Genomic DNA, 18,316 nt, shown 5'->3' with positions numbered 1-18,316 from the left:
TCTCAATCAGCGCGCGCGTCCAAACGGAACGCGTTCTCGACAATTCGTAAGCCCACCTCGCCGCTGAGCGACATCAGCGATTCCGGATGGAATTGCACGCCGGCGACCGGCAGGGTCTTGTGCTCGAGCGCCATGGCGACGCCGTCCTCGGTGCTGGCGGTGACGGATAGCACCTCCGGCATGCTGTCGCGCTCGACATAGAGCGAGTGATAGCGGCCGATCACGATCTCGTTCGGCAGATTGCGCATCAGCCGCCCGCCGCGCACCTGAACCCGCGAGGGCCGGCCGTGGGCGGGATGCGTGAGCTGCCCGAGCTCGCCGCCGAAATACTCGCCGATCGCCTGGACGCCGAGGCAGACGCCGAACACCGGCAGCTTGTTCTCCAGTGCCGCGTCGATGGTCTTCTTGATCCCGAAATCCTCAGGCCTGCCGGGCCCGGGCGACAGCACCAGCAAATCCCACCGCTTCTGCTTGAGCATGTCGAGCGCATGCACATGGCGGACCACGGTGACGTCGGCGCCGACCTGACGGAAGTAATCGGCCAGCATATGCACAAAGCTGTCGTCATGGTCGATCAGCAGCACCCGCTTGCCGCTTCCGGTGGCATCGGGCGCAAAGGCCGACAGCGGCTTCGGCGGATCGCCGCGCAGCGCCTGGAACAGGGCTGCGGCCTTGACCTGGCATTCGCGGTCCTCGGCGGCGGGATCGGAGTCGAACAAACAGGTGGCGCCGACGCGCACTTCCGCAAGGCCTTCCTTCATCCGGATGGTACGGATGGTGAGACCGGTATTGATGCTGCCGTCGAAATTCACCGCCCCGATCGCGCCGGCATACCAGCGGCGCGGCGAGCGCTCGTGATCCTCGACGAACTGCATCGCCCAGAGTTTTGGCGCGCCGGTGACGGTGACCGCCCAGGCATGGGTGAGGAACGCATCGAGCGCATCGAAGCCGGGACGCAGCATGCCTTCGACATGGTCGACGGTGTGGAAGAGTTTTGAATAGGTCTCGATCTGCCGACGCGCCAGCACCTTGATGGTGCCGGGAACGCAGACGCGCGCCTTGTCGTTGCGGTCGACGTCGGTGCACATGTTGAGCTCGAACTCGTCCTTCTCGGAGTTCAGGAGCTGGCGGATCTGCTCGGCATCGCCGATCGCATCGGTACCGCGCGCGATCGTACCCGAGATCGGGCAGGTCTCGACCCGGCGTCCGTCCGAGCGCACGAACATTTCCGGTGAGGCCGAGACGAGAAATTCGCCCTCGCCAAGATTCATCAGGGCGCCGTACGGCGACGGGTTGATGACGCAGAGCCGCTGGAACACTTCCGCCGGCGAGCGATCGCAGGGCTCGGCGAAGAGTTGCCCTGGCACCGCCTCGAACAGATCGCCACGCGCAAAGGCAGCGCGCGCGGTCTCGACCGTAGCCTGATATTCGCCGGGCGCGTGATCGGCAAAGCCCTGGCGCGGTGTCTTGAGGTATGGGCTCTCGGCGGTCTCATGCGGCAGGCCCGCGGTGGACTTGCCCTTCCACACGAAATCGTAAGTGAGCACGACGCCGCGGCCGGTGGCGCGGTCATAGGCGAGCAGGCGGTCGGGCACGTAGAGCACGACGTCGCGCTGGTCGCTCTCGCGCGCGCGCTTCTGCACGAGGTCCTCGATCTGGAACACGAGGTCGTAGGCGAAGGCGCCGAACAGGCCGAGCACGCCGTCGTCGTTGGCGGAGAACGCGGCGACGAGATCGCGCACCAGCGACATCACGCTGGCGCGCCGCGTGCGCTGGTCTTCGTCGATCGGGGCTTCGCCGCGAATGATATGACCGGCAAGGCGCGTGGGCGTCGTCTCGGAGATCACGACGCAGGGTTCGCGCAAGACGTCGGCGAGGAAGGCGATCGGCACCTCCCCGCGCGCGTTCAGCGCTTCCAGCTTGAAATTGACGCCGGTGGTCTCGAGCTTGAGCGGCGGGTCGGAGAAGCCGAGGTCAAAACTCTCGTAGCGGCCGGGCACGGTCGTACCCGACGACAGCACCACGCCGCGGCGGCGGTCGAGCAGGCTGACGAGATCGTCGAGCCGGTTGGCGCCGCCGGAAAACTGTTCCGCCACGCGCGTGATCGCAAGCCCCGCGCGGGTCACATAGTCGCTTCGAGCCGGAAGGGCAAAGACGGTCCTGTTCATGGGGTCCTCTTACGAAACTTGTCGAGGGAACGCCACACAGGACAAACGATCAGGCCGCCGCACTGCGTGGGCGACCTCAGACGATTTTGGGAGAATAAATCGCACCGGCCACCTCTTAGGAGGTGCGCCACCAAAGACGGGATGGGCGGACGGCGGTGCTCATGGGGCGGATACTCACCATGGCCCGGGGACGGCGTCAAGGGTGGCTCGGTCGCCTCAACCGCAAAATGGCGCAAATCGCGAGGGTTATGGCCGGTCTTGCAGGCTGTCGCGCCCAACGGCCGCGTCTGCGGCATGACGCTCGATTTCGTCTCGCATGACCGTGAGCACGAGTTCACCGTCAGATCCGATGACCTGGGCGCGGTCGCCAAATGTTTCGACCAAAACGCTGGTCTCTCCTGTGACCGCACACCAACTGGCTCGATCGTCGCTGACGCTCAAGGCCGTGATCACCGCCGTGGGACCCAGACTTAACTTCCGCAACAGCAGGTCGATCGCTTCGGCCGCAAAGTTTTGCTCGGCAATTCTCGAGAAATTCTGGATCGTGTCAGTCCCCACAGTCGACAGCCGCGCGCCCACTATCGTAGGGGGCTTCGCAAGTTCATAAAATCGTCCACCCGCCTCGTCAAAGGCGCATAGCCGCGAGCCCTTGTTGGTCCTTACGACGAACGCCGTGCATTGCTGCCCCTCCACATCCGTGTCGAATCCTGGAAGCACCATGACCTTGAGCTCCGGGTCAGGCCTCACCGCCCCACAGGCCGCCGCGATCGTGATCTGCAAATCGTCAGTCATCTGGAAGCTGATGTGGCGAACGCTTTGCCAGATCCGGCGGTGGGACAGATGTGGGTTAAGCTGCGCAAGCCGCTCGATTTCAGAAGCATACTGCTCCTGCGCGACGGCGTGCAATTCGGGCCAGCTCGCGATCCATCGGGCCGCGAGTGGTATCATTGGCTGCTCTCGTTCTACCGCATAGAAGCGCTCATCAAGCGCGCTGAGCGCCGCGGCGCGGTTTTCGAATCCGGTCTGCAGCGCAGCCTCGTCGGGATGTGCCTCTACCCAGGCGATCATCTCCTGCAAGATCTGGTGTTGCGCGCTCGCTCCCATCGCCTCCAATCCAGCGAGTGCATCGCCGGACGTCGTTGGGAGCATCGCGAGCCCCTGTGTTGCCGATGAACTGGCTGTGACCGCCGTTGCAGACCTGAGCGAGATAGAAGTCGGCATGATAGGCCTGTATGGCCACGGCCGGGAGTTCACCTCTCGTGTAGACGCCGAAATGCTGAATTCGGCTGACATAGTCGACCACAGCGCCAGTGAGATAATGGGCCTTCTGGGGGTCCCGAGCCGCCTCCAGCGCTTCGCGGGACACCACAACCTTGGTCAAGCGGCCTTCCACAATCATCGTGCTCTCCTGCAGTGGCATGGTGGAAACCCCTGCGACTGCACTCTATGATTGCAGTGATCGATTTTCAAACGCGATGCGGCGCTAGCGCATATCGCGGCGCGCCGCCGCCCGGCCTACCCCAGATGCTTTCGGAAAAATTCCGTCGCCCTGCCCCAGGCGAGCTCGGCGGCTTCGCGGTCGTGGACCGCCTGGCGCTGCTCGTTGACGAAGGCGTGCTCGGCGTCATAGCGGAACAGCTCCAGCGACTTGCCGGCGGCCTTCATGGCCTTTTCGAAGCCGTTGACCAGCTCCGGCGTGCACCAATCGTCCTTGTTGGCGAAATGGGCCTGGAGCGGGATCTTGACGTCGGCGGGCTTCGCCGCCTGCTCCGGCGGAATGCCGTAGAACACCACGCCGGCCGCGAGCTCCGGCACGTGCACCGCGCCGATGATGGTGACGGCGCCGCCGAGGCAGAAGCCGGTTAGCCCGACCTTGGCGCCGTTGCGCGACAGATATTGCGTGGCGCCGCGCACGGTCTGCGTGGTGGCGTCCATGAAGTCGAGCGAGTTCATCTCTTTGCCGGCCGCGTCGGTGTCGTGATACGGCACCACCTTGCCTTTGTAGAGATCAGGCGCGAGCGCATCGAAACCGGCCAGCGCGAAGCGGTCGCAGAGACCCTTGATCTGGTCCGACAGGCCCCACCATTCCTGGATGACGACCACGCCCGGCGCGTTGCCGCGCGCGGCATTGGCGAGATACCCCGATGCGTCCTTGCCGTCCGGGCGCTTGAAGGTGATGGCGGTTCCCATGGTGTCCTCCGACGAGTTTTTGAGTTCGCGGCATTTTGGCGTTTGAGCGCGCGATAGGCAATCGCGCCTGACAACACACTCTCGTGCCCAACAAAAAAGCCCCCTCGCGGGGGCCTCTTCATTCTCGCCTCGGGCCGCTCAGTGCGAGTCGGCCCAGACCTTCTTCTTGGTGAAGTACATCAGGCCGGCGAAGATGATCAGGAAGATGAAGACCTGGAAACCGAGGCGCTTGCGCGCTTCCATGTGGGGTTCGGCGGTCCACATCAGGAACGTGGTGACGTCCTTGGAATATTGCGCGATCGTGGTCGGCGAGCCGTCGTCATAGGTGACCTGGCCATCGCTGAGCGGCTTCGGCATCTTGATGGCGTGGCCCGGGAAATACTTGTTGTAGTAGGAGCCCTCCGGGATGGTCACGCCTTCGGGCGCCTTGTCCTCAAAGCCCTGGAGCACCGCCGAGACGTAGTCCGGGCCCTGCTCCTGATACTGAGTGAAGAAGTCGACGATGAACCAGGGGAAGCCGCGGCCGTAGGAGCGCGCCTTGGTGATCAGCGACAGATCAGGCGGCGCCGCGCCGCCGTTCGCCGCACGCGCGGCCTGCTCGTTCGGGAATGGCGAGGGGAAATAATCCGCCGGTCGGCCCGGGCGTTCGAACATGTCACCCGCGTCGTTCGGGCCGTCCTTGACCTTGTAGTCGGAGGCGAAGGCCGCAGCCTGCGCGACCGAATAGCCGGGACCACCAGCTTCCGCGAGGTTGCGGAAGGCGACGTAGGACAGGCCGTGGCAGTTGGCGCAGACTTCCTTGTAGACCTTCAGGCCGCGCTGCAACGCGCCGCGGTCGTACTTGCCGAACGGACCGGCGAACGACCATTTGTTGCCCGGCGGCTTGTCGCTGCCTTCGGAGGCACGCGCGTTGTCGGCGGAGCCCGCAAACAAAGCGCCCGCCAGCGCAAGCACGATCGCGCTCGACACCATCGGCGTCGACCTGCTTCCGGTTTTGGCCAGGACGGCATCCGAGATCGAGTTCGGCACCGGCCGCGGCTTCTCGATGCGCGAGAGCAGCGGCAGCACGATCAGGAAGTAGGCGAAGTAGCAGAACGTCAGGACCCGGCCGGCGATCACGTAGATGCCTTCCGGCGGCTGCGCGCCGAGATAGCCGAGCAGGATGCAGACCGCGACGAAGATCCAGAAGAACTGCTTGGCCAGCGGACGGTACTTCGACGATTTGGTCTTGGCAGCATCAAGCCAGGGCAGGAAGCACAGGATGATGATCGCCGAGAACATCCCGATCACGCCCGCGAGCTTGTTCGGGATCGAGCGCAGGATTGCGTAGAACGGCAGATAATACCATTCTGGCACGATGTGCGGCGGCGTCACGCCCGGGTTCGCGGGAATGTAATTGTCGGCGTCACCGAGGTAGTTCGGCATGTAGAAGATGAACCAGGCGTAGAGCAGCATGAAGCAGGACACGCCAAACATGTCCTTGATGGTCGCATGCGGCGTGAACGGAACCGTGTCCTTCTCCGTCTTGGGCTCGACGCCATCAGGGTTGTTCTGGCCGGAGACATGCAGCGCCCAGACGTGGAGCACGACGACGCCCGCGATCAAGAACGGCAGCAGATAGTGCAGCGAGAAGAAGCGGTTCAGCGTCGGGTTGCCGACCGAATAGCCGCCCCACAAGAGCGTCACGATGCTCTCGCCGACATAGGGGATGGCGGAGAACAGATTGGTGATGACGGTGGCGCCCCAGAAGCTCATCTGGCCCCAGGGGAGCACGTAGCCCATGAAGCCCGTCGCCATCATCAGCAGGTAGATGATGACGCCGAGGATCCAGAGCACTTCGCGCGGCTCCTTGTAGGAGCCGTAATAGAGGCCGCGCAGCATGTGGACGTAGACGGCGACGAAGAACATCGAGGCGCCGACGGCGTGCATGTTGCGCAGCAGCCAACCGTAATTGACGTCACGGACCAGCAGCTCGACCGACTTGAAGGCGAGGTCGGCGTGCGGCGTGTAGTGCATCGCCAGGATCACGCCGGTCAGGATCTGGATCCCCAGCATGAAGGAGAGGATGGCGCCGAAGGTCCACCAATAGTTCAGGTTGCGCGGGGTGGGATAGACCACGAAAGAGGAGTGCATGAGGCCGAGGATCGGCAGACGTCGCTCGATCCATTGCAGGGCCGGATTGCTCGGCTGGTAGTCGGATGGTCCGCTCATGATGCGATCCTGAGGAAATAGTACGACGAGACGGCGCGAAGCTTCGGACGAGGGCCCGAGGCTCAGCCGATCTGGATTTTGGTGTCGGAAACGAACTGGTACGGCGGCACCGGCAGGTTCGCGGGCGCGGGCCCCTGGCGGATGCGGCCGGACGAATCGTACTGCGAACCATGGCAGGGGCAGAAGAACCCGTCGTAATTGCCTTCATGGGCGATCGGGATGCAGCCGAGATGGGTGCAGATGCCGATCACGACCAGCCACTGCTCGTGGCCGGACTTGACCCGGGCCTCGTCGGACTGCGGATCGGGCAGGCTCGCCACGTTGACGGCGCGCGCCTCGTCGATCTGCTTCTTGGTGCGGTGGCTGATATAGATCGGTTTGCCGCGCCAGAACACCTTGATGTCCTGCCCCTCGGCGACCGGGCTGAGATCGACCTCGATCGGCGCACCGGCGGCGATGGTCGACGCATCAGGATTCATTTGGGAAATGAAGGGCCAGAGCGCGGCTGCGCCCCCTACTGCTGCAGCTGCCCCCGTTGCAACGAATAAGAAATCACGGCGTGTCGGATGGTCCGCCGAAGACGCTGTCGTCACGATTCCAACCCTTTCTTCTTATGCAGCCGGCGGAACCGCTCCAGGAGCCCCCAAGGTCCCCAGAACAGCCTGCCGGCGCCCGCGGCCCCCCGCGGCGGCAGAACTTCGCGTGCCCCCACCAAAACAAGGCGAAAACAGCAGTCCAGAATCGTTCTATTGGCACCCTTGCCGGGCGAGCGCAAGCCCGCTATCGGCGCGGGAGCGTGCAATGCACGAATTCCGCGGCCAGCGATGTTTTATTGAGACATTTCCGGCCCGCACCGAACCGATACAGCCCATGCAGAGCCCATGCAGATAGCGCTTTTCCAACCTGACATCCCCCAGAACACCGGCACGATTCTCAGGCTCTGCGCCTGTCTGGGCGTGGCCGCCCATATCATCGAGCCGGCGGGCTTCCCCGTCTCCGACCGGCATTTCCGCCGGGCGGGAATGGACTACCTCGATCAGGTCAGCATCGTCAGGCACGACTCCTGGTCGAAATTCGAGCAATGGCGCGCGGCGCAGGGCGCCCGCCTGCTGCTGTTCACCACCAAAGGGGCGACCGACTACCGCGATTTCCGTTACCAGACGGCGGACATCCTGCTATTCGGGCGCGAGAGCGCCGGCGTCACCGAGGCGGTGGTCGAGGCGGCGGACGCGCGGCTGGTGATCCCGATCGCTCCGGGGCTGCGGTCGCTCAATGTCGCCATGACCGCGGCGATGGCCGCAGGCGAAGCGCTGCGGCAGCTCCGGAACCCGCAAGTTTGAGATGTTGAGGAGAGACGGTTGAGTTACGCGGTCAAGGAAATCTTCCTGACCCTGCAAGGCGAAGGCGCCCATGCCGGGCGCGCGTCCGTGTTTTGCCGTTTTGCCGGCTGCAATCTCTGGAGCGGGCGCGAGGCCGACCGCAGCGAGGCCACCTGCAAATTCTGCGACACCGATTTCGTCGGCACCGACGGCACGCTCGGCGGGCGCTATGCCTCGGCCGCGGAACTCGCCGGCACCATCGCGGCGCAATGGACGGCGTCGGCCGACAACCGTTACGTGGTGCTCACCGGCGGCGAGCCGCTGCTCCAGGTCGATGCCGCGCTGGTCGACGCGCTCCATGCCCGCGGCTTCGAGATCGGGGTCGAGACCAACGGCACCATCGCCCCGCCCGAGAGGCTCGACTGGATCTGCGTCAGCCCGAAGGGCGGCAGCGATCTGGTGATCCGGCGCGGCCACGAGCTGAAGCTGGTCTATCCGCAGCCGCTCGCCATGCCCGAGGCCTTCGCGGATCTCGCCTTCGAGCGCTTCTCGCTGCAGCCGATGGACGGGCCCGAGGTCGCCCAAAACACCGCGGGCGCAATCGACTATTGCCTCAATCATCCGCAATGGCGGCTCAGCGTGCAGACGCATAAGTCGCTCGGTATCAGATAGGATTGGTTTTCGAACAGATGTGGGAATTGACGAAATCGTTTCGCTTCGAGGCGGCGCACTCATTGTCGGGAACGACGTTCGGCGCTGATAGCGAAGAGATCCACGGCCACTCCTTCCGCGCCGAGGTGACGCTGCGCGGCACGCCCGATCCCAAAACCGGCATGGTGGTCGATCTCGGCCTGGTCCAGCGCGCCATCGAGGACGTGCGCATGATTCTGGACCACAAGTACCTCAACAAGATCGAGGCGCTGGGCACGCCGACGCTGGAAAACCTCTCGCGCTTCGTCTGGGAGCGGCTCGCCCCTATCGGCAAGCTCACCCGCGTCAGCATCCACCGCGACAGTTGCAACGAGAGCTGTACCTATTACGGCCCGCAAGGCTAGAATTCGTAGGGTGGGCAAAGCGCAGCGTGCCCACCATTCAAGATAAACGGTGATCGATGGTGGGCACGGCGCAAGCGCGCCTTTGCCCACCCTACGAGCCGGTTCGTTGGGATTTGCATATGGACGTTTCTACGATCGAAGACCGCAAGACGCGCGCACGCGCCTGGTTCGAAGCCCTGCGCGACGACATCTGCGCGAGCTTCGAGCGGCTGGAGGACGATGCCCCGCAAAGCCTTTATCCGGGCGAGCCGGGCCGCTTCAAACGCACGCCGTGGCAGCGTACCGATCATACCGGCGCGGCCGGGGGCGGCGGCGTGATGTCGATGATGTCCGGCCGTCTGTTCGAGAAGGTCGGCGTGCACTGCTCCACCGTGCACGGCGAATTCGCGCCCGAGTTTCGCGCGCAGATTCCAGGTGCGGCGGACGACCCGAAGTTCTGGGCCTCCGGCATCTCGCTGATCGCGCATCTGCGCAATCCGCACGTGCCCGCGGTGCACATGAACACGCGCTTCGTCGTCACCACGAAAGCCTGGTTCGGCGGCGGCGCCGATCTCACACCGGTGCTCGACCGCCGGCGCACGCAGGACGATGCCGACAGCATCGCCTTCCACGCCGCAATGAAACAGGCCTGCACGCAGCCGAACGGCGTCGCCGATTACGACAAGTACAAGAAGTGGTGCGACGAGTATTTCCACCTGCCGCACCGCAAAGAGGCGCGCGGCATCGGCGGCATCTTCTACGACTGGCACGATAGCGGCGACTGGGACGCCGACCTCGCCTTCACCCGCGATGTCGGCCGCGCTTTCCTGAAGATCTATCCCAACATCGTGCGGCGCAATTTCGAGACCAGCTGGACCGCGGAGGATCGCGAAGAGCAATTGATCCGGCGCGGCCGCTATGTCGAGTTCAACCTGCTCTACGACCGCGGCACCATCTTCGGTCTCAAGACCGGCGGCAATGTGGATTCGATCCTGTCGTCGCTGCCGCCGGAGGTGAAGTGGCCATGACGACGATGAAGCCCGCAATGAGGCCGCTGCCGCGCGCCATGCTGATCGACATGGACGACACCATCCTGTCGGCCTATGCGCGGCCCGAGATCGCCTGGAACACGATCACAGCGGAGTTCGCGGAGGAGCTCGCGCCGCTGCCGCCGCAACTGGTCGCAAGCACCGTCCTATCGTTCGCGAAAAACTTCTGGGCCAATGCGGACGCCTCCTGGCGGATGAAGCTCGCCGAGGCCCGCCATCTCACCGTCAAGGGCGGCTTCGCCGCGCTCGCGGCCGCCGGTCATCGTGCCCTGCCCGACGACCTCGCCATTCGTCTCGCCGACCGTTTCACCGCCTATCGCGAGGAGGAGATGTTCGTCTTCCCGGGCGCACATGACGCCATCGACAGGCTCAAGGCGCTCGGCATCAAGCTCGCGCTGGTGACCAACGGCGCCGCCGACACTCAGCGCGCCAAGGTGGAGCGCTTCGAGCTGGCGCATCGCTTCCATCACATCCAGATCGAGGGCGAGCACGGCTTCGGCAAGCCCGAGGAGCGCGCCTATCTGCACGCGATGGACGCGCTCGGCGTCACCGCCGAGGATACCTGGATGATCGGCGACAATCTGGAATGGGAAGTGGTGACTCCGCAGCGTCTCGGCATCTACTCGATCTGGATCGACGTGCATGGCGACGGCCTGCCCGAAGGCTCGATCGTCAAGCCCGACCGCATCATCCGCTCGCTGACAGAACTGGTGCCGGGCTGACTGCAATCAGGGTGCGCAAACAAAAACATCGAAAACAACCCCATGCACAGTAGACGGCCGCAGCAAAATCAAGGACTTGCGGCAAGCGTAAACTGCGGATCTGACAAAATCGTTTGCTCCGTCGGGCAAAACAGGCGCATGGTGTCATGGTCGCGACGCACGGGACGGAAGAGCCCTTGCGCCATCCATCGAACAGGCGCCATTGCCTCTCGTGATGGGATCGCTCCGGCCTAAAGCTCTCTGATCGACGTTTCAGCAGTCCGGCCGGCGGATGCGCGCTACCGCAACACATAAACCGACCGAGTAGCCCGTGATTGGCATGTCATCATGCCGGTTTGCTAGCTTCACCGTCAATCAACCCGAAAGGACCATCCATGGAACTAAAAGCCGGCGATATCGTCATGCTGAAATCCGGCGGGCAGCCGCTCACCGTCGCGGACGTGAAAGGCGACGACGTGATCTGTCTCTGGATGGGCGCGGAAGGCGATCTGTTTCGCGAGACGCTCCCGCTTGCGGTGCTCGAGCACCTGGAAGAGCTCGACGACGAAGACGAGGATGAAGACGACGAAGACGAGGAGTAAGCGCGGCTGAAGCCGCATCTAGTTTGATCGGAGCGCACAGCTCCGGCGCGCATGATGTCCGCTTCTTCGCCAACAATGGCGCGATAGCGGACATCGCTGCATGGCAGAACGGCCGACGAGGACGTTGTCCGGATTCGTCCTCTTGTCAGCATCCGTTACCTTGCTGACGGGATTCCTCGGCGGATACTTTCAGGATCATCGTGTCTCACGTAAGTGGTGCAGCCAGCACTGTCACGGCAATTCCCATTTGTCCCGTCGGCCGTAGGCCGAGATTAGCTTGTGTAAGCCTGAAGGCCCGCGCCGATATTTAGCGATCGGCTACACGGTTCGATGGCTTCTTCGTATTGGCGGAGCTGCAGGTGCGCAACACAGAGGAGCCGCACCGTGATATTCTTCTGCAAGATGGCTAGATCTGTCCGATCGCCGTCGAACCGGTCGGACCATACGTCGTGCGCAGTCTGAAGATCAGTCAGCGATACGCTGATCCGCACCTGATCTCCGCTGCGCTTCACCGCGCCGCGCACCGCCCAGCGGGTGCCGATATCCGTTCCAAGCTGCTTCAGATCGATCGACTTATTCTTGTAGGTGCGGGCGGCCTCGCGTCCGATGACGAAAGTGGCGGGCGCTCGCGCAAGATCGGTCGTCAAATCTGTCGTGATGGCATCGGCAAGGTGATCCTGCTCTGGATCGTTGGTGAGGTTGGCGAAGGGCAACACGATGAGAGAGAGACGATGCGCGATCTCGGGCCTGACTTTCGGCTGTCCGTGAAGCTCTCGAGCTTCCTGAACCGCGTCGGTACGGAGCGTCTTCCAGACATTCCAATAACCGACAAGGCCGCCGGCAATTGCACCGATGGCAGCCACCGACGCCAGCGTCCCGCCGACGAACTTCAGAGGGCCTCTGATGTGACGCACCCAGTTCTTGGGCCGCCATTTGAAAGCTACTTTTTCGGAGAACTCCGGGACCAAAACCGCTGCCTCCGCGGCTGCGCGCGCAAGATTCGACGGTTCTGCGAGGGCGCCTGATGTCACCGCAGTTTCGGGACATCGCTCGTCATCGTGGACAGCGCCCACGAAACGAAAGCCCTTTCGTGGAAATGTCTTGATAAGACGTTGTTGCACGCCTGAGTCACCGATCGCGCGTCGGACCGCGTTCAATCGGGTCGTCAGGGCCGCATCGGACACGATCCGACCATTCCAAATCGCGTTTATGAGATCATCCTTGCTGACGACGCGATCCCTGCTGCGGATCAAATAGCCGAGCAGATCAAGTACCTGTGGCGTCGTAGGCACGGCATCAGCCCCGCGCCGCAACTCGCGCCGGTCGGTATCCAGCATACAGTCCTCGAAGAAATAGCGCATGGCACCATTCCCCAGGCTTGCCCTCTACTGCCGAGAGCGCCGCAGCGATTGTCCGGCGGAGGATAGGCCTTCGAACGGAAAAATGTAAGCCGAATATCAAGTGTGCCTTGCCCAGCGTCGCGGGATCGGCCGACGTCAGCCGCACGGAAACGCCCCCGCACCGGCTGGACGCAAAGAATAAGCCGCCGGTAAGAAAAATGTAAGCCCCTCGTCAAGCGTGCCGGACCAAGCATTGGCACCTTAGCCCTCGGTGAGAAGCAAGCCAAAGGAGATTGCGATGAGCGCGATCTATGGCGCCGCGGGGATGCGACGGCCCTTCGGATCAACGCAGCGCGTTGTCAGCCTGGTCCGGCAATTCTTGAGCACATGGCGGGAGCGCCGCAGACGCCGGAGTGCACAAGCAACCCTGTGCTGCCTCAGCGACAGGGAACTCATGGACATCGGCACGACGCGTGGCGAGATCGACTACATCGCCTCGCACCGAAACATCGCGAGGCCGAATCGTTCGACAGACCGGGACAGCGGCGTCATTGCCCTGCTGCTCTGTGGCGCGCTTATCCTCGCTTTCGCAAGCGAGGCCAAAGCTCAATGCACCGCGCAGGACGTTCTGCGCAATCACCTGGACCTCAAGACCGCTCCTCCGGTGCCGCGATCGCAGACTCCCGTCAGTTCGGCCGCCGATGTTCGGCTGTGGAAGACGATTGCGATAGGGACGTTCAGGGACATGCGCGCCCTTCGCAAGGCGATGAGTGCAATGGGCTGCGACGTCGGAAGCGCCGCTGCTGAAGTCCTTGCGCGGCCGGCTTTTACTCTGAGTGGCAAGAAAACGGACGTGGAGCTCGTCCCTATCTCGGCCGCTGAGCTCGGCTTCGAGGGCGAGACAGCGTCGTTGACCGAAATCCATGCGCGCGCGCAACGGCTGGGCTTCGGGCTTGCGCCCGCAGAAATTGCTCCGCAGCTGAGACTTCAGTACTTGGACCAGCCAATCGGTGAGTTTCTCATCATCGGGATGGAGCCGATCAGGACATGGGCGGGTGAACCGGTCATCCTGACGGTAGCCAATGGTGGAGCAGGCCTCATTCTCATCGGCCAGGGCACCCGCGAGAACGCGGAAATTCCAGTGAACTCCACCATTGTATTCGTGCGGCCAAGTACACCCGCCCCGGCCGAGACGGCAGCATTCAAGTAGCTCGGGTCATGCGTATGTCCGCTCTACGCCGAGATGCGGCATTTTTGGGTACTCGCCCCGGTCACATCGAACCACGTCGATAGTTTCAGCCTGGCGCTCTGGAAGGGGGGCCGGCCTGATCTTGCGGCTTGAGCTTGCGAGGCCAGGTTGGGTCCAGGCTTCCGGTTCAAACCACCCGGAACGTCAATCCAACGGAACGTTCAAACTGGTACCTTTGGTGATGATGCCGCCACGGTTGCCAATCTCAATCGAGCCATAGCGCTGTTTGAAACAATCGGGCAGCGGCCGGTCGCCTTCCATGCTGAGCCAAAGGCGCAACAGATGACGCTTCTGGCCTGCATCGGGCCAATCGCGGAATCCGGTCCGGTCATGCAGCAAGGCATGATTGTAAACGAACTGCATGTCACCCGGCTGAAGCCGCATGCCGAAATGCAGAGTGGGATCATTTGCGAGCGTGTCGAAGAGATCGAGCGCCTCGACGTGAGCCGGCGTCAGTCTCGGCGCATCGGGAAAGCGCTGCGCACTATCGATATACTGGCGCTGATAGAACCCGGTCAGGAACCCCGCATGCCAATTCAGCACGGGGATTTCAAGATATGGCTTTTCGTTCTCCGGCACCTCGCCTCGCCGGTCTGTCGCGATCGGATCAAACAAGAGAGCGGCAAGGTCGGGACGTCTGTCAAACATCTCGTTGTAGATTGTCGTCGTACTGACAAGGAGGGAATCCCCTCCCTCCATCGCCTCGCGAATGCATAACAATCCAACCACGTCGGACGAATCCGTATGGAATGTTTGCCGTTCCGAAGTTTGATAAATGCGGGTGTTCGGATCCTTCGCATTGGCGCCGGTGTCACGGACGTGACCGAGAATGTGCCCCGCTGCATTCTGAGATCGCGCCGATCCGAGGTGCGCGCCTACTCCGCAAAAGATCGTAGCGGCGAACTCCTGGCTATAGTTTGCCACCGGCAGGCCGCGGATGACTTCAAAGCCAAGACCAGCCAGGAGCGTTGTCTTAAGCTCTTCCAGATGCGCGCCGAAGCGGGGAAGCGGAAAGCTTTCCTTCGTGATCTCGGCGATTTTCTTGTTTCTGCCAAGATAAGTTTCAGCCGCGCCCTCAAGTTCCGCGATCTCGCCGGCAGCAAGCGATATCAACCATCGATCGGGATTGGCTTTCATCTCAGCGCCCCGCCAGGCGGACGGGATATCGACCTTCCCTGGAGGGCGATGGATCCCGCCGGGCACTGAGACCACATTCATCGTGTTGGCTCCTGGGAGATTGGACGTCAGGCATCGGCGCGGAAGACATGGGCGCGGATGATCGACGATATTGTGCCGACCGCTTGTTTGCAACTTGGCTGAAGCGCCGCCGTGAGCCGAGCGCATTGTCCCCGTGACGAGATCCGTTCCAAGCAGTCGCGTGTTGGGTGAGCCGCTTCCGCCAAAATGATTACAACACGGCCGCTCGTTCAACCGATCAAAGCTCGGGAAAAAATGGCATCAGCCGGAACGTTCGCGAAGCTGGTTGAGTTGAAAGTCATGCGCCTCGTGCCGCGGTCGTGGCCGCACTGCGCGGCCCCGATAACGCCCGGCAAGAGGCGAAAGCTACTTTGCGGCGTGCCTTCTGCAGCACGGCCGCGCGAGGATCGCGATGTACACGACGGCGATATACGATGAGTTGAGGCAGATCGAGCGCGACGTCGTCGAGGGAGAACGGCGGCTCGCTGAGCAGGAGGCGCTGATCATTGAAATGAAGCGCCAGAACGAGGACACAGCCAAAGCGGAAGGCGAACTCGAACGGATGCGCATGGAGCAGCGACGTCGCGATCAGGATCGGCAACGTCTGCTCTCACGGCTGCAACCCTGAAACAGTTCTGCCCAACGAGGCTGATCCGCCGAAGGTGTCGCGCTTCTGAGACGCGCGACCAGGCCAGGTGCGCTCACCGAGAGGTTCGGTTGTGGGAAGTCTCGCGCCAAAATCGGAGCCCGCCAAGCAAAGCGAACTTGACCTGCGAGAGTCCGCCAGGGGTTTACGCCCTTTGTATCGCCGGATCGATGTCCGAAGGCCGGTAAGCCATCGAATTGCCAAGCACGCAAACGAGAGAGTCCCACCTTCTTCGTTGTTCCATGTAGGATTCGCACGAATGCGGAAGGTCGTCGGTTACACTGATGCCAGCTTGCCGCAGCCGCCGTCGCGCATTGTCGAACCGGACCCGCCAGACTTGCCGATCTCCGTCGTCGGCTTCATCCGATGCTTTTTCATGCAGGAAAACATTGTTGAGGGTCGAAAGAAGCAGCAGCGCGGAGGACCATAGTTGGGTGACTGCGCCGGATTGCTTGAGCCAATCGGCGTCCTTCGGCAATGCACTTCTGATCAGCGAGACTGCATCGAGGACGATCAGTGACGACCGCGAGACGGAGTAGAACGGTTCAGGGAAGCGGAAGTAGAACAGGACGGGATAGAAGTGGTGAGCTTCTTTGGTGCCTGTAACCTCTGCGGCCAACTCGGACAAATTGTTATAACCCGCACTCAGCTGGTTATTTGCGAACAGATGCCCGAGCAGATCCGCGGCATCGCCGGTCTCACCGCAAAGCGCGTGAATCTTGAGGCAGAGCGTGTTCCTGCTCCTGAGTGCGCCGTAGATCTGCATCAGGTAGGTGATCGTGAGCGATATGACTGAGGTCCCGATCACCGAATTCAGAACAAACAACAGCTTCGCTCCGGCACTCTGCGGACCAAAGTTGCTGCCGCCTACGATCGACAGGCTGCTTCCGGCGACATAAAGCGCGGTCACGAAGTCAGTTGGGGTCTCCTGGTTGCTGCTGGTAATGCTGGTCCCGAGCTGAGGGTGCACAATCAGTGCAGCCCCAAGCGCGAGCAGAATAGACCAGGTGAACAGCAAGGCGACCAGGATCAACGGGCCGCAGAATGAAAGCAGATGGTTGCCGTTGCCGGCCGAGGAAAGCCGGCGCAGCGCGAGCCAAACCAGTCTGGCCAGGCGGTCGCTGATAATTCCGGTGCCGGCGCGTGCGTAGAGAACCGTGAGGAATACGTCGGCAAGGATCAGTGCCATCAGCAGCGTGCCGGCTATAGGCTCAACCCAATGGGCCATCTGTCCTCCTCGCCCTGCGGCGTTTCCGGAGCCTTGCGCTTACTGCCGGTTCGGCTCGCGACTTGACCCGACGGTGTTCGCGTCGCCGGGCATGAACTTGAACAGCGTGAAGTTCTTGTCAGTCCAGGCCATGTGGAACCAGGGCGAATCCTGGATATGCGACGCGGTGACATAGATTGCGCCATCAGGACCTTGCGAGAAGGTGTCCGGCCAGCGCAGGCGCGAATCCGTCAACAGCTGTCGCACGGTCCCATCGCTGGGGTTGAGGACCTTGACGGCATTGTCGGCGATCGAGCTCAGATAGATTTCGTCATGGTCGCCGGTCCAGAGCCCATCGACGGGCTCCGTCGTTGCCACTGTTTCCGGGCGAGCGTGAGCCGCCGCGTCCGCACTCTGGATACTGGACGTCGCAATCCGGTAGAGCGTCTTTCCGGTCAGGGCCTGCCAATAGAGGGTGTTGCCGTCTTTCGAGAGCGCCAGACTATCGGCATTGAACAAGGGCTGCCGTCCGTCCGGCCGCCGCAAGGGCTGGCCATCTGTCATTACGGTGACGCTCGGATCGAACTGGGTCGAAGGATCCTCGCTCAGCACACGCCAAGCCTGCCCGGACTCAATGTTGAGAACAACCAGGCCGCCGGGCGAACCGGAATCGGTCAGATACGCGAATTTTCCGTCGGGGGCGATACGGATGTCGTTGAGGTAGCTGGCCGGACCCGCGACGTCGGGCCCGATCGGAAAGGTCCGCTTCACAGTGTTCGACTTCAGATCGACCTCGACGATCTTGGGTCCACCCTTCACGGTCTTCTCGGCATTGGGAGCCGCGGGATCGACGACCCAAAGCGATCCGCGCCGGTCCGCAACAACACTTTGAACGCAGACGAAGTGATCCTTGGGCGATACCTCGGACATTCGCGCGTTGCGCCAGCCGTTCCATTCCTCATTGGGATATGGCCTGGTCGAGCCGTCCGGCATGAGTTCGGCCACCGAAACCGGCGTATCCTCCGTCCAGCGCGGGAAGTTCACGAAGATACGGCCGTCCGGGGCGACCGTGACGCCGGTTACCTGATGCTCAAACGTCGCGACCGATTGCAGCCGGCTGTCGCGACTTTCGACAAGAGGCGCGACAAGCCGCTGCGCCTTGGACTTGATATCCTCTGTTGCGGATTGCGCGTGAACCGCGGACGAAATGGATAGCACGACTGCCAAGCAGGAGCTGAACGCGATTAGACGCATGAGAGGCCCTTTCAAAAAGTTTAGGGCCCAATCCGGCTTTGCTTCGATCGTTCCTAGCGATTCCACGTCTGCCAACGCGCTTGATGGCTAGTTCCGTCAAGCGGTCCAGCAATGATCCTTGCCGAGGCATATGACGGAGCGAACGAATC

General features: G+C 62.5%; 17 protein-coding genes and 1 pseudogene. 8 read left to right on the top strand and 10 right to left on the bottom strand.

What is annotated here, in order from left to right; all coding sequences use genetic code 11:
- Positions 1-2 precede the first annotated feature (2 nt).
- From AC0L3J_RS19075 to petA, 6 genes and pseudogenes are all read right to left on the bottom strand, one after another.
- The gene (locus tag AC0L3J_RS19075; protein WP_456765598.1) at positions 3-2,168 is read right to left on the bottom strand and encodes an anthranilate synthase component I; all 2,166 of its coding nucleotides are present in this window, start codon (positions 2,166-2,168) and stop codon (positions 3-5) included.
- Positions 2,169-2,414: 246 nt separating this feature from the next.
- Positions 2,415-3,317: a DMP19 family protein gene (locus AC0L3J_RS19070; RefSeq protein WP_456765599.1), complete on the bottom strand. Its 903-nt coding sequence runs from the start codon at positions 3,315-3,317 to the stop codon at positions 2,415-2,417.
- Positions 3,318-3,357: 40 nt separating this feature from the next.
- Positions 3,358-3,567 (bottom strand): annotated as a pseudogene (locus AC0L3J_RS19065) (DMP19 family protein); the annotation flags it as partial.
- 116 nt (positions 3,568-3,683) lie between these two features.
- The gene (locus AC0L3J_RS19060; RefSeq protein WP_008134159.1) at positions 3,684-4,358 is read right to left on the bottom strand and encodes a dienelactone hydrolase family protein; all 675 of its coding nucleotides are present in this window, start codon (positions 4,356-4,358) and stop codon (positions 3,684-3,686) included.
- A gap of 138 nt (positions 4,359-4,496) precedes the next feature.
- Positions 4,497-6,569 (bottom strand): cytochrome b/c1, encoded by a 2,073-nt coding sequence (fbcH, locus tag AC0L3J_RS19055; RefSeq protein ID WP_456765600.1) that lies wholly within the window; start codon positions 6,567-6,569, stop codon positions 4,497-4,499.
- A gap of 62 nt (positions 6,570-6,631) precedes the next feature.
- Positions 6,632-7,162: a ubiquinol-cytochrome c reductase iron-sulfur subunit gene (gene petA, locus AC0L3J_RS19050; protein ID WP_026232845.1), complete on the bottom strand. Its 531-nt coding sequence runs from the start codon at positions 7,160-7,162 to the stop codon at positions 6,632-6,634.
- Between the two features lie 288 nt (positions 7,163-7,450).
- Here petA and AC0L3J_RS19045 point away from each other — a divergent pair, with 288 nt between their 5' ends.
- The 6 genes from AC0L3J_RS19045 (at position 7,451) to AC0L3J_RS19020 (ending at position 11,274) form a co-directional block, all read left to right on the top strand.
- Positions 7,451-7,909, top strand: a complete 459-nt coding sequence (locus AC0L3J_RS19045; protein ID WP_007595044.1) for a tRNA (cytidine(34)-2'-O)-methyltransferase — start codon at positions 7,451-7,453, stop codon at positions 7,907-7,909.
- Positions 7,910-7,927: 18 nt separating this feature from the next.
- Entirely contained in the window at positions 7,928-8,560 is a 633-nt protein-coding gene (queE, locus tag AC0L3J_RS19040; RefSeq protein ID WP_456765601.1) for a 7-carboxy-7-deazaguanine synthase, read from the top strand.
- Positions 8,561-8,577: 17 nt separating this feature from the next.
- Positions 8,578-8,943 carry a 6-pyruvoyl trahydropterin synthase family protein gene (locus AC0L3J_RS19035; protein ID WP_219684514.1) on the top strand — a complete coding sequence of 122 codons (366 nt, stop codon included), beginning with the start codon at positions 8,578-8,580 and terminating at the stop codon, positions 8,941-8,943.
- Between the two features lie 119 nt (positions 8,944-9,062).
- Positions 9,063-9,950, top strand: a complete 888-nt coding sequence (gene hemF, locus AC0L3J_RS19030; protein ID WP_456765602.1) for an oxygen-dependent coproporphyrinogen oxidase — start codon at positions 9,063-9,065, stop codon at positions 9,948-9,950.
- A complete protein-coding gene (locus tag AC0L3J_RS19025; protein WP_456765603.1) occupies positions 9,947-10,693 on the top strand; it encodes an HAD family hydrolase in 747 nt (248 codons plus the stop codon). The genes hemF and AC0L3J_RS19025 overlap by 4 nt, the downstream gene beginning before the upstream one ends.
- A gap of 374 nt (positions 10,694-11,067) precedes the next feature.
- Positions 11,068-11,274, top strand: coding sequence for a YodC family protein (locus AC0L3J_RS19020; RefSeq protein WP_018454945.1), 207 nt, complete (start codon positions 11,068-11,070; stop codon positions 11,272-11,274).
- A gap of 272 nt (positions 11,275-11,546) precedes the next feature.
- Here the strand turns inward: AC0L3J_RS19020 and AC0L3J_RS19015 are convergent, their stop codons facing one another.
- Positions 11,547-12,635, bottom strand: a complete 1,089-nt coding sequence (locus tag AC0L3J_RS19015; protein ID WP_456765604.1) for a winged helix-turn-helix domain-containing protein — start codon at positions 12,633-12,635, stop codon at positions 11,547-11,549.
- Between the two features lie 277 nt (positions 12,636-12,912).
- Here AC0L3J_RS19015 and AC0L3J_RS19010 point away from each other — a divergent pair, with 277 nt between their 5' ends.
- A complete protein-coding gene (locus AC0L3J_RS19010) occupies positions 12,913-13,824 on the top strand; it encodes a DUF1127 domain-containing protein (RefSeq protein ID WP_456765605.1) in 912 nt (303 codons plus the stop codon).
- A 183-nt stretch (positions 13,825-14,007) separates the two neighbouring features.
- Here AC0L3J_RS19010 and AC0L3J_RS19005 read toward each other — a convergent pair whose 3' ends face one another.
- A complete protein-coding gene (locus tag AC0L3J_RS19005) occupies positions 14,008-15,081 on the bottom strand; it encodes a TauD/TfdA family dioxygenase (protein ID WP_456765606.1) in 1,074 nt (357 codons plus the stop codon).
- A 391-nt stretch (positions 15,082-15,472) separates the two neighbouring features.
- On the opposite strand from AC0L3J_RS19005, the gene AC0L3J_RS19000 reads away from it, so the two are divergent.
- Positions 15,473-15,688, top strand: coding sequence for a hypothetical protein (locus AC0L3J_RS19000; protein ID WP_007595064.1), 216 nt, complete (start codon positions 15,473-15,475; stop codon positions 15,686-15,688).
- 163 nt (positions 15,689-15,851) lie between these two features.
- Here AC0L3J_RS19000 and AC0L3J_RS18995 read toward each other — a convergent pair whose 3' ends face one another.
- Positions 15,852-16,934, bottom strand: coding sequence for a two pore domain potassium channel family protein (locus AC0L3J_RS18995; protein WP_456765607.1), 1,083 nt, complete (start codon positions 16,932-16,934; stop codon positions 15,852-15,854).
- Between the two features lie 39 nt (positions 16,935-16,973).
- Positions 16,974-18,131, bottom strand: a complete 1,158-nt coding sequence (locus tag AC0L3J_RS18990; protein WP_456765608.1) for an L-dopachrome tautomerase-related protein — start codon at positions 18,129-18,131, stop codon at positions 16,974-16,976.
- Positions 18,132-18,316 lie beyond the last annotated feature (185 nt).

It is taken from the genome of Bradyrhizobium sp. Kon37, assembly GCF_055807535.1.
This window is presented reverse-complemented; position numbering and strand designations above follow the sequence as displayed.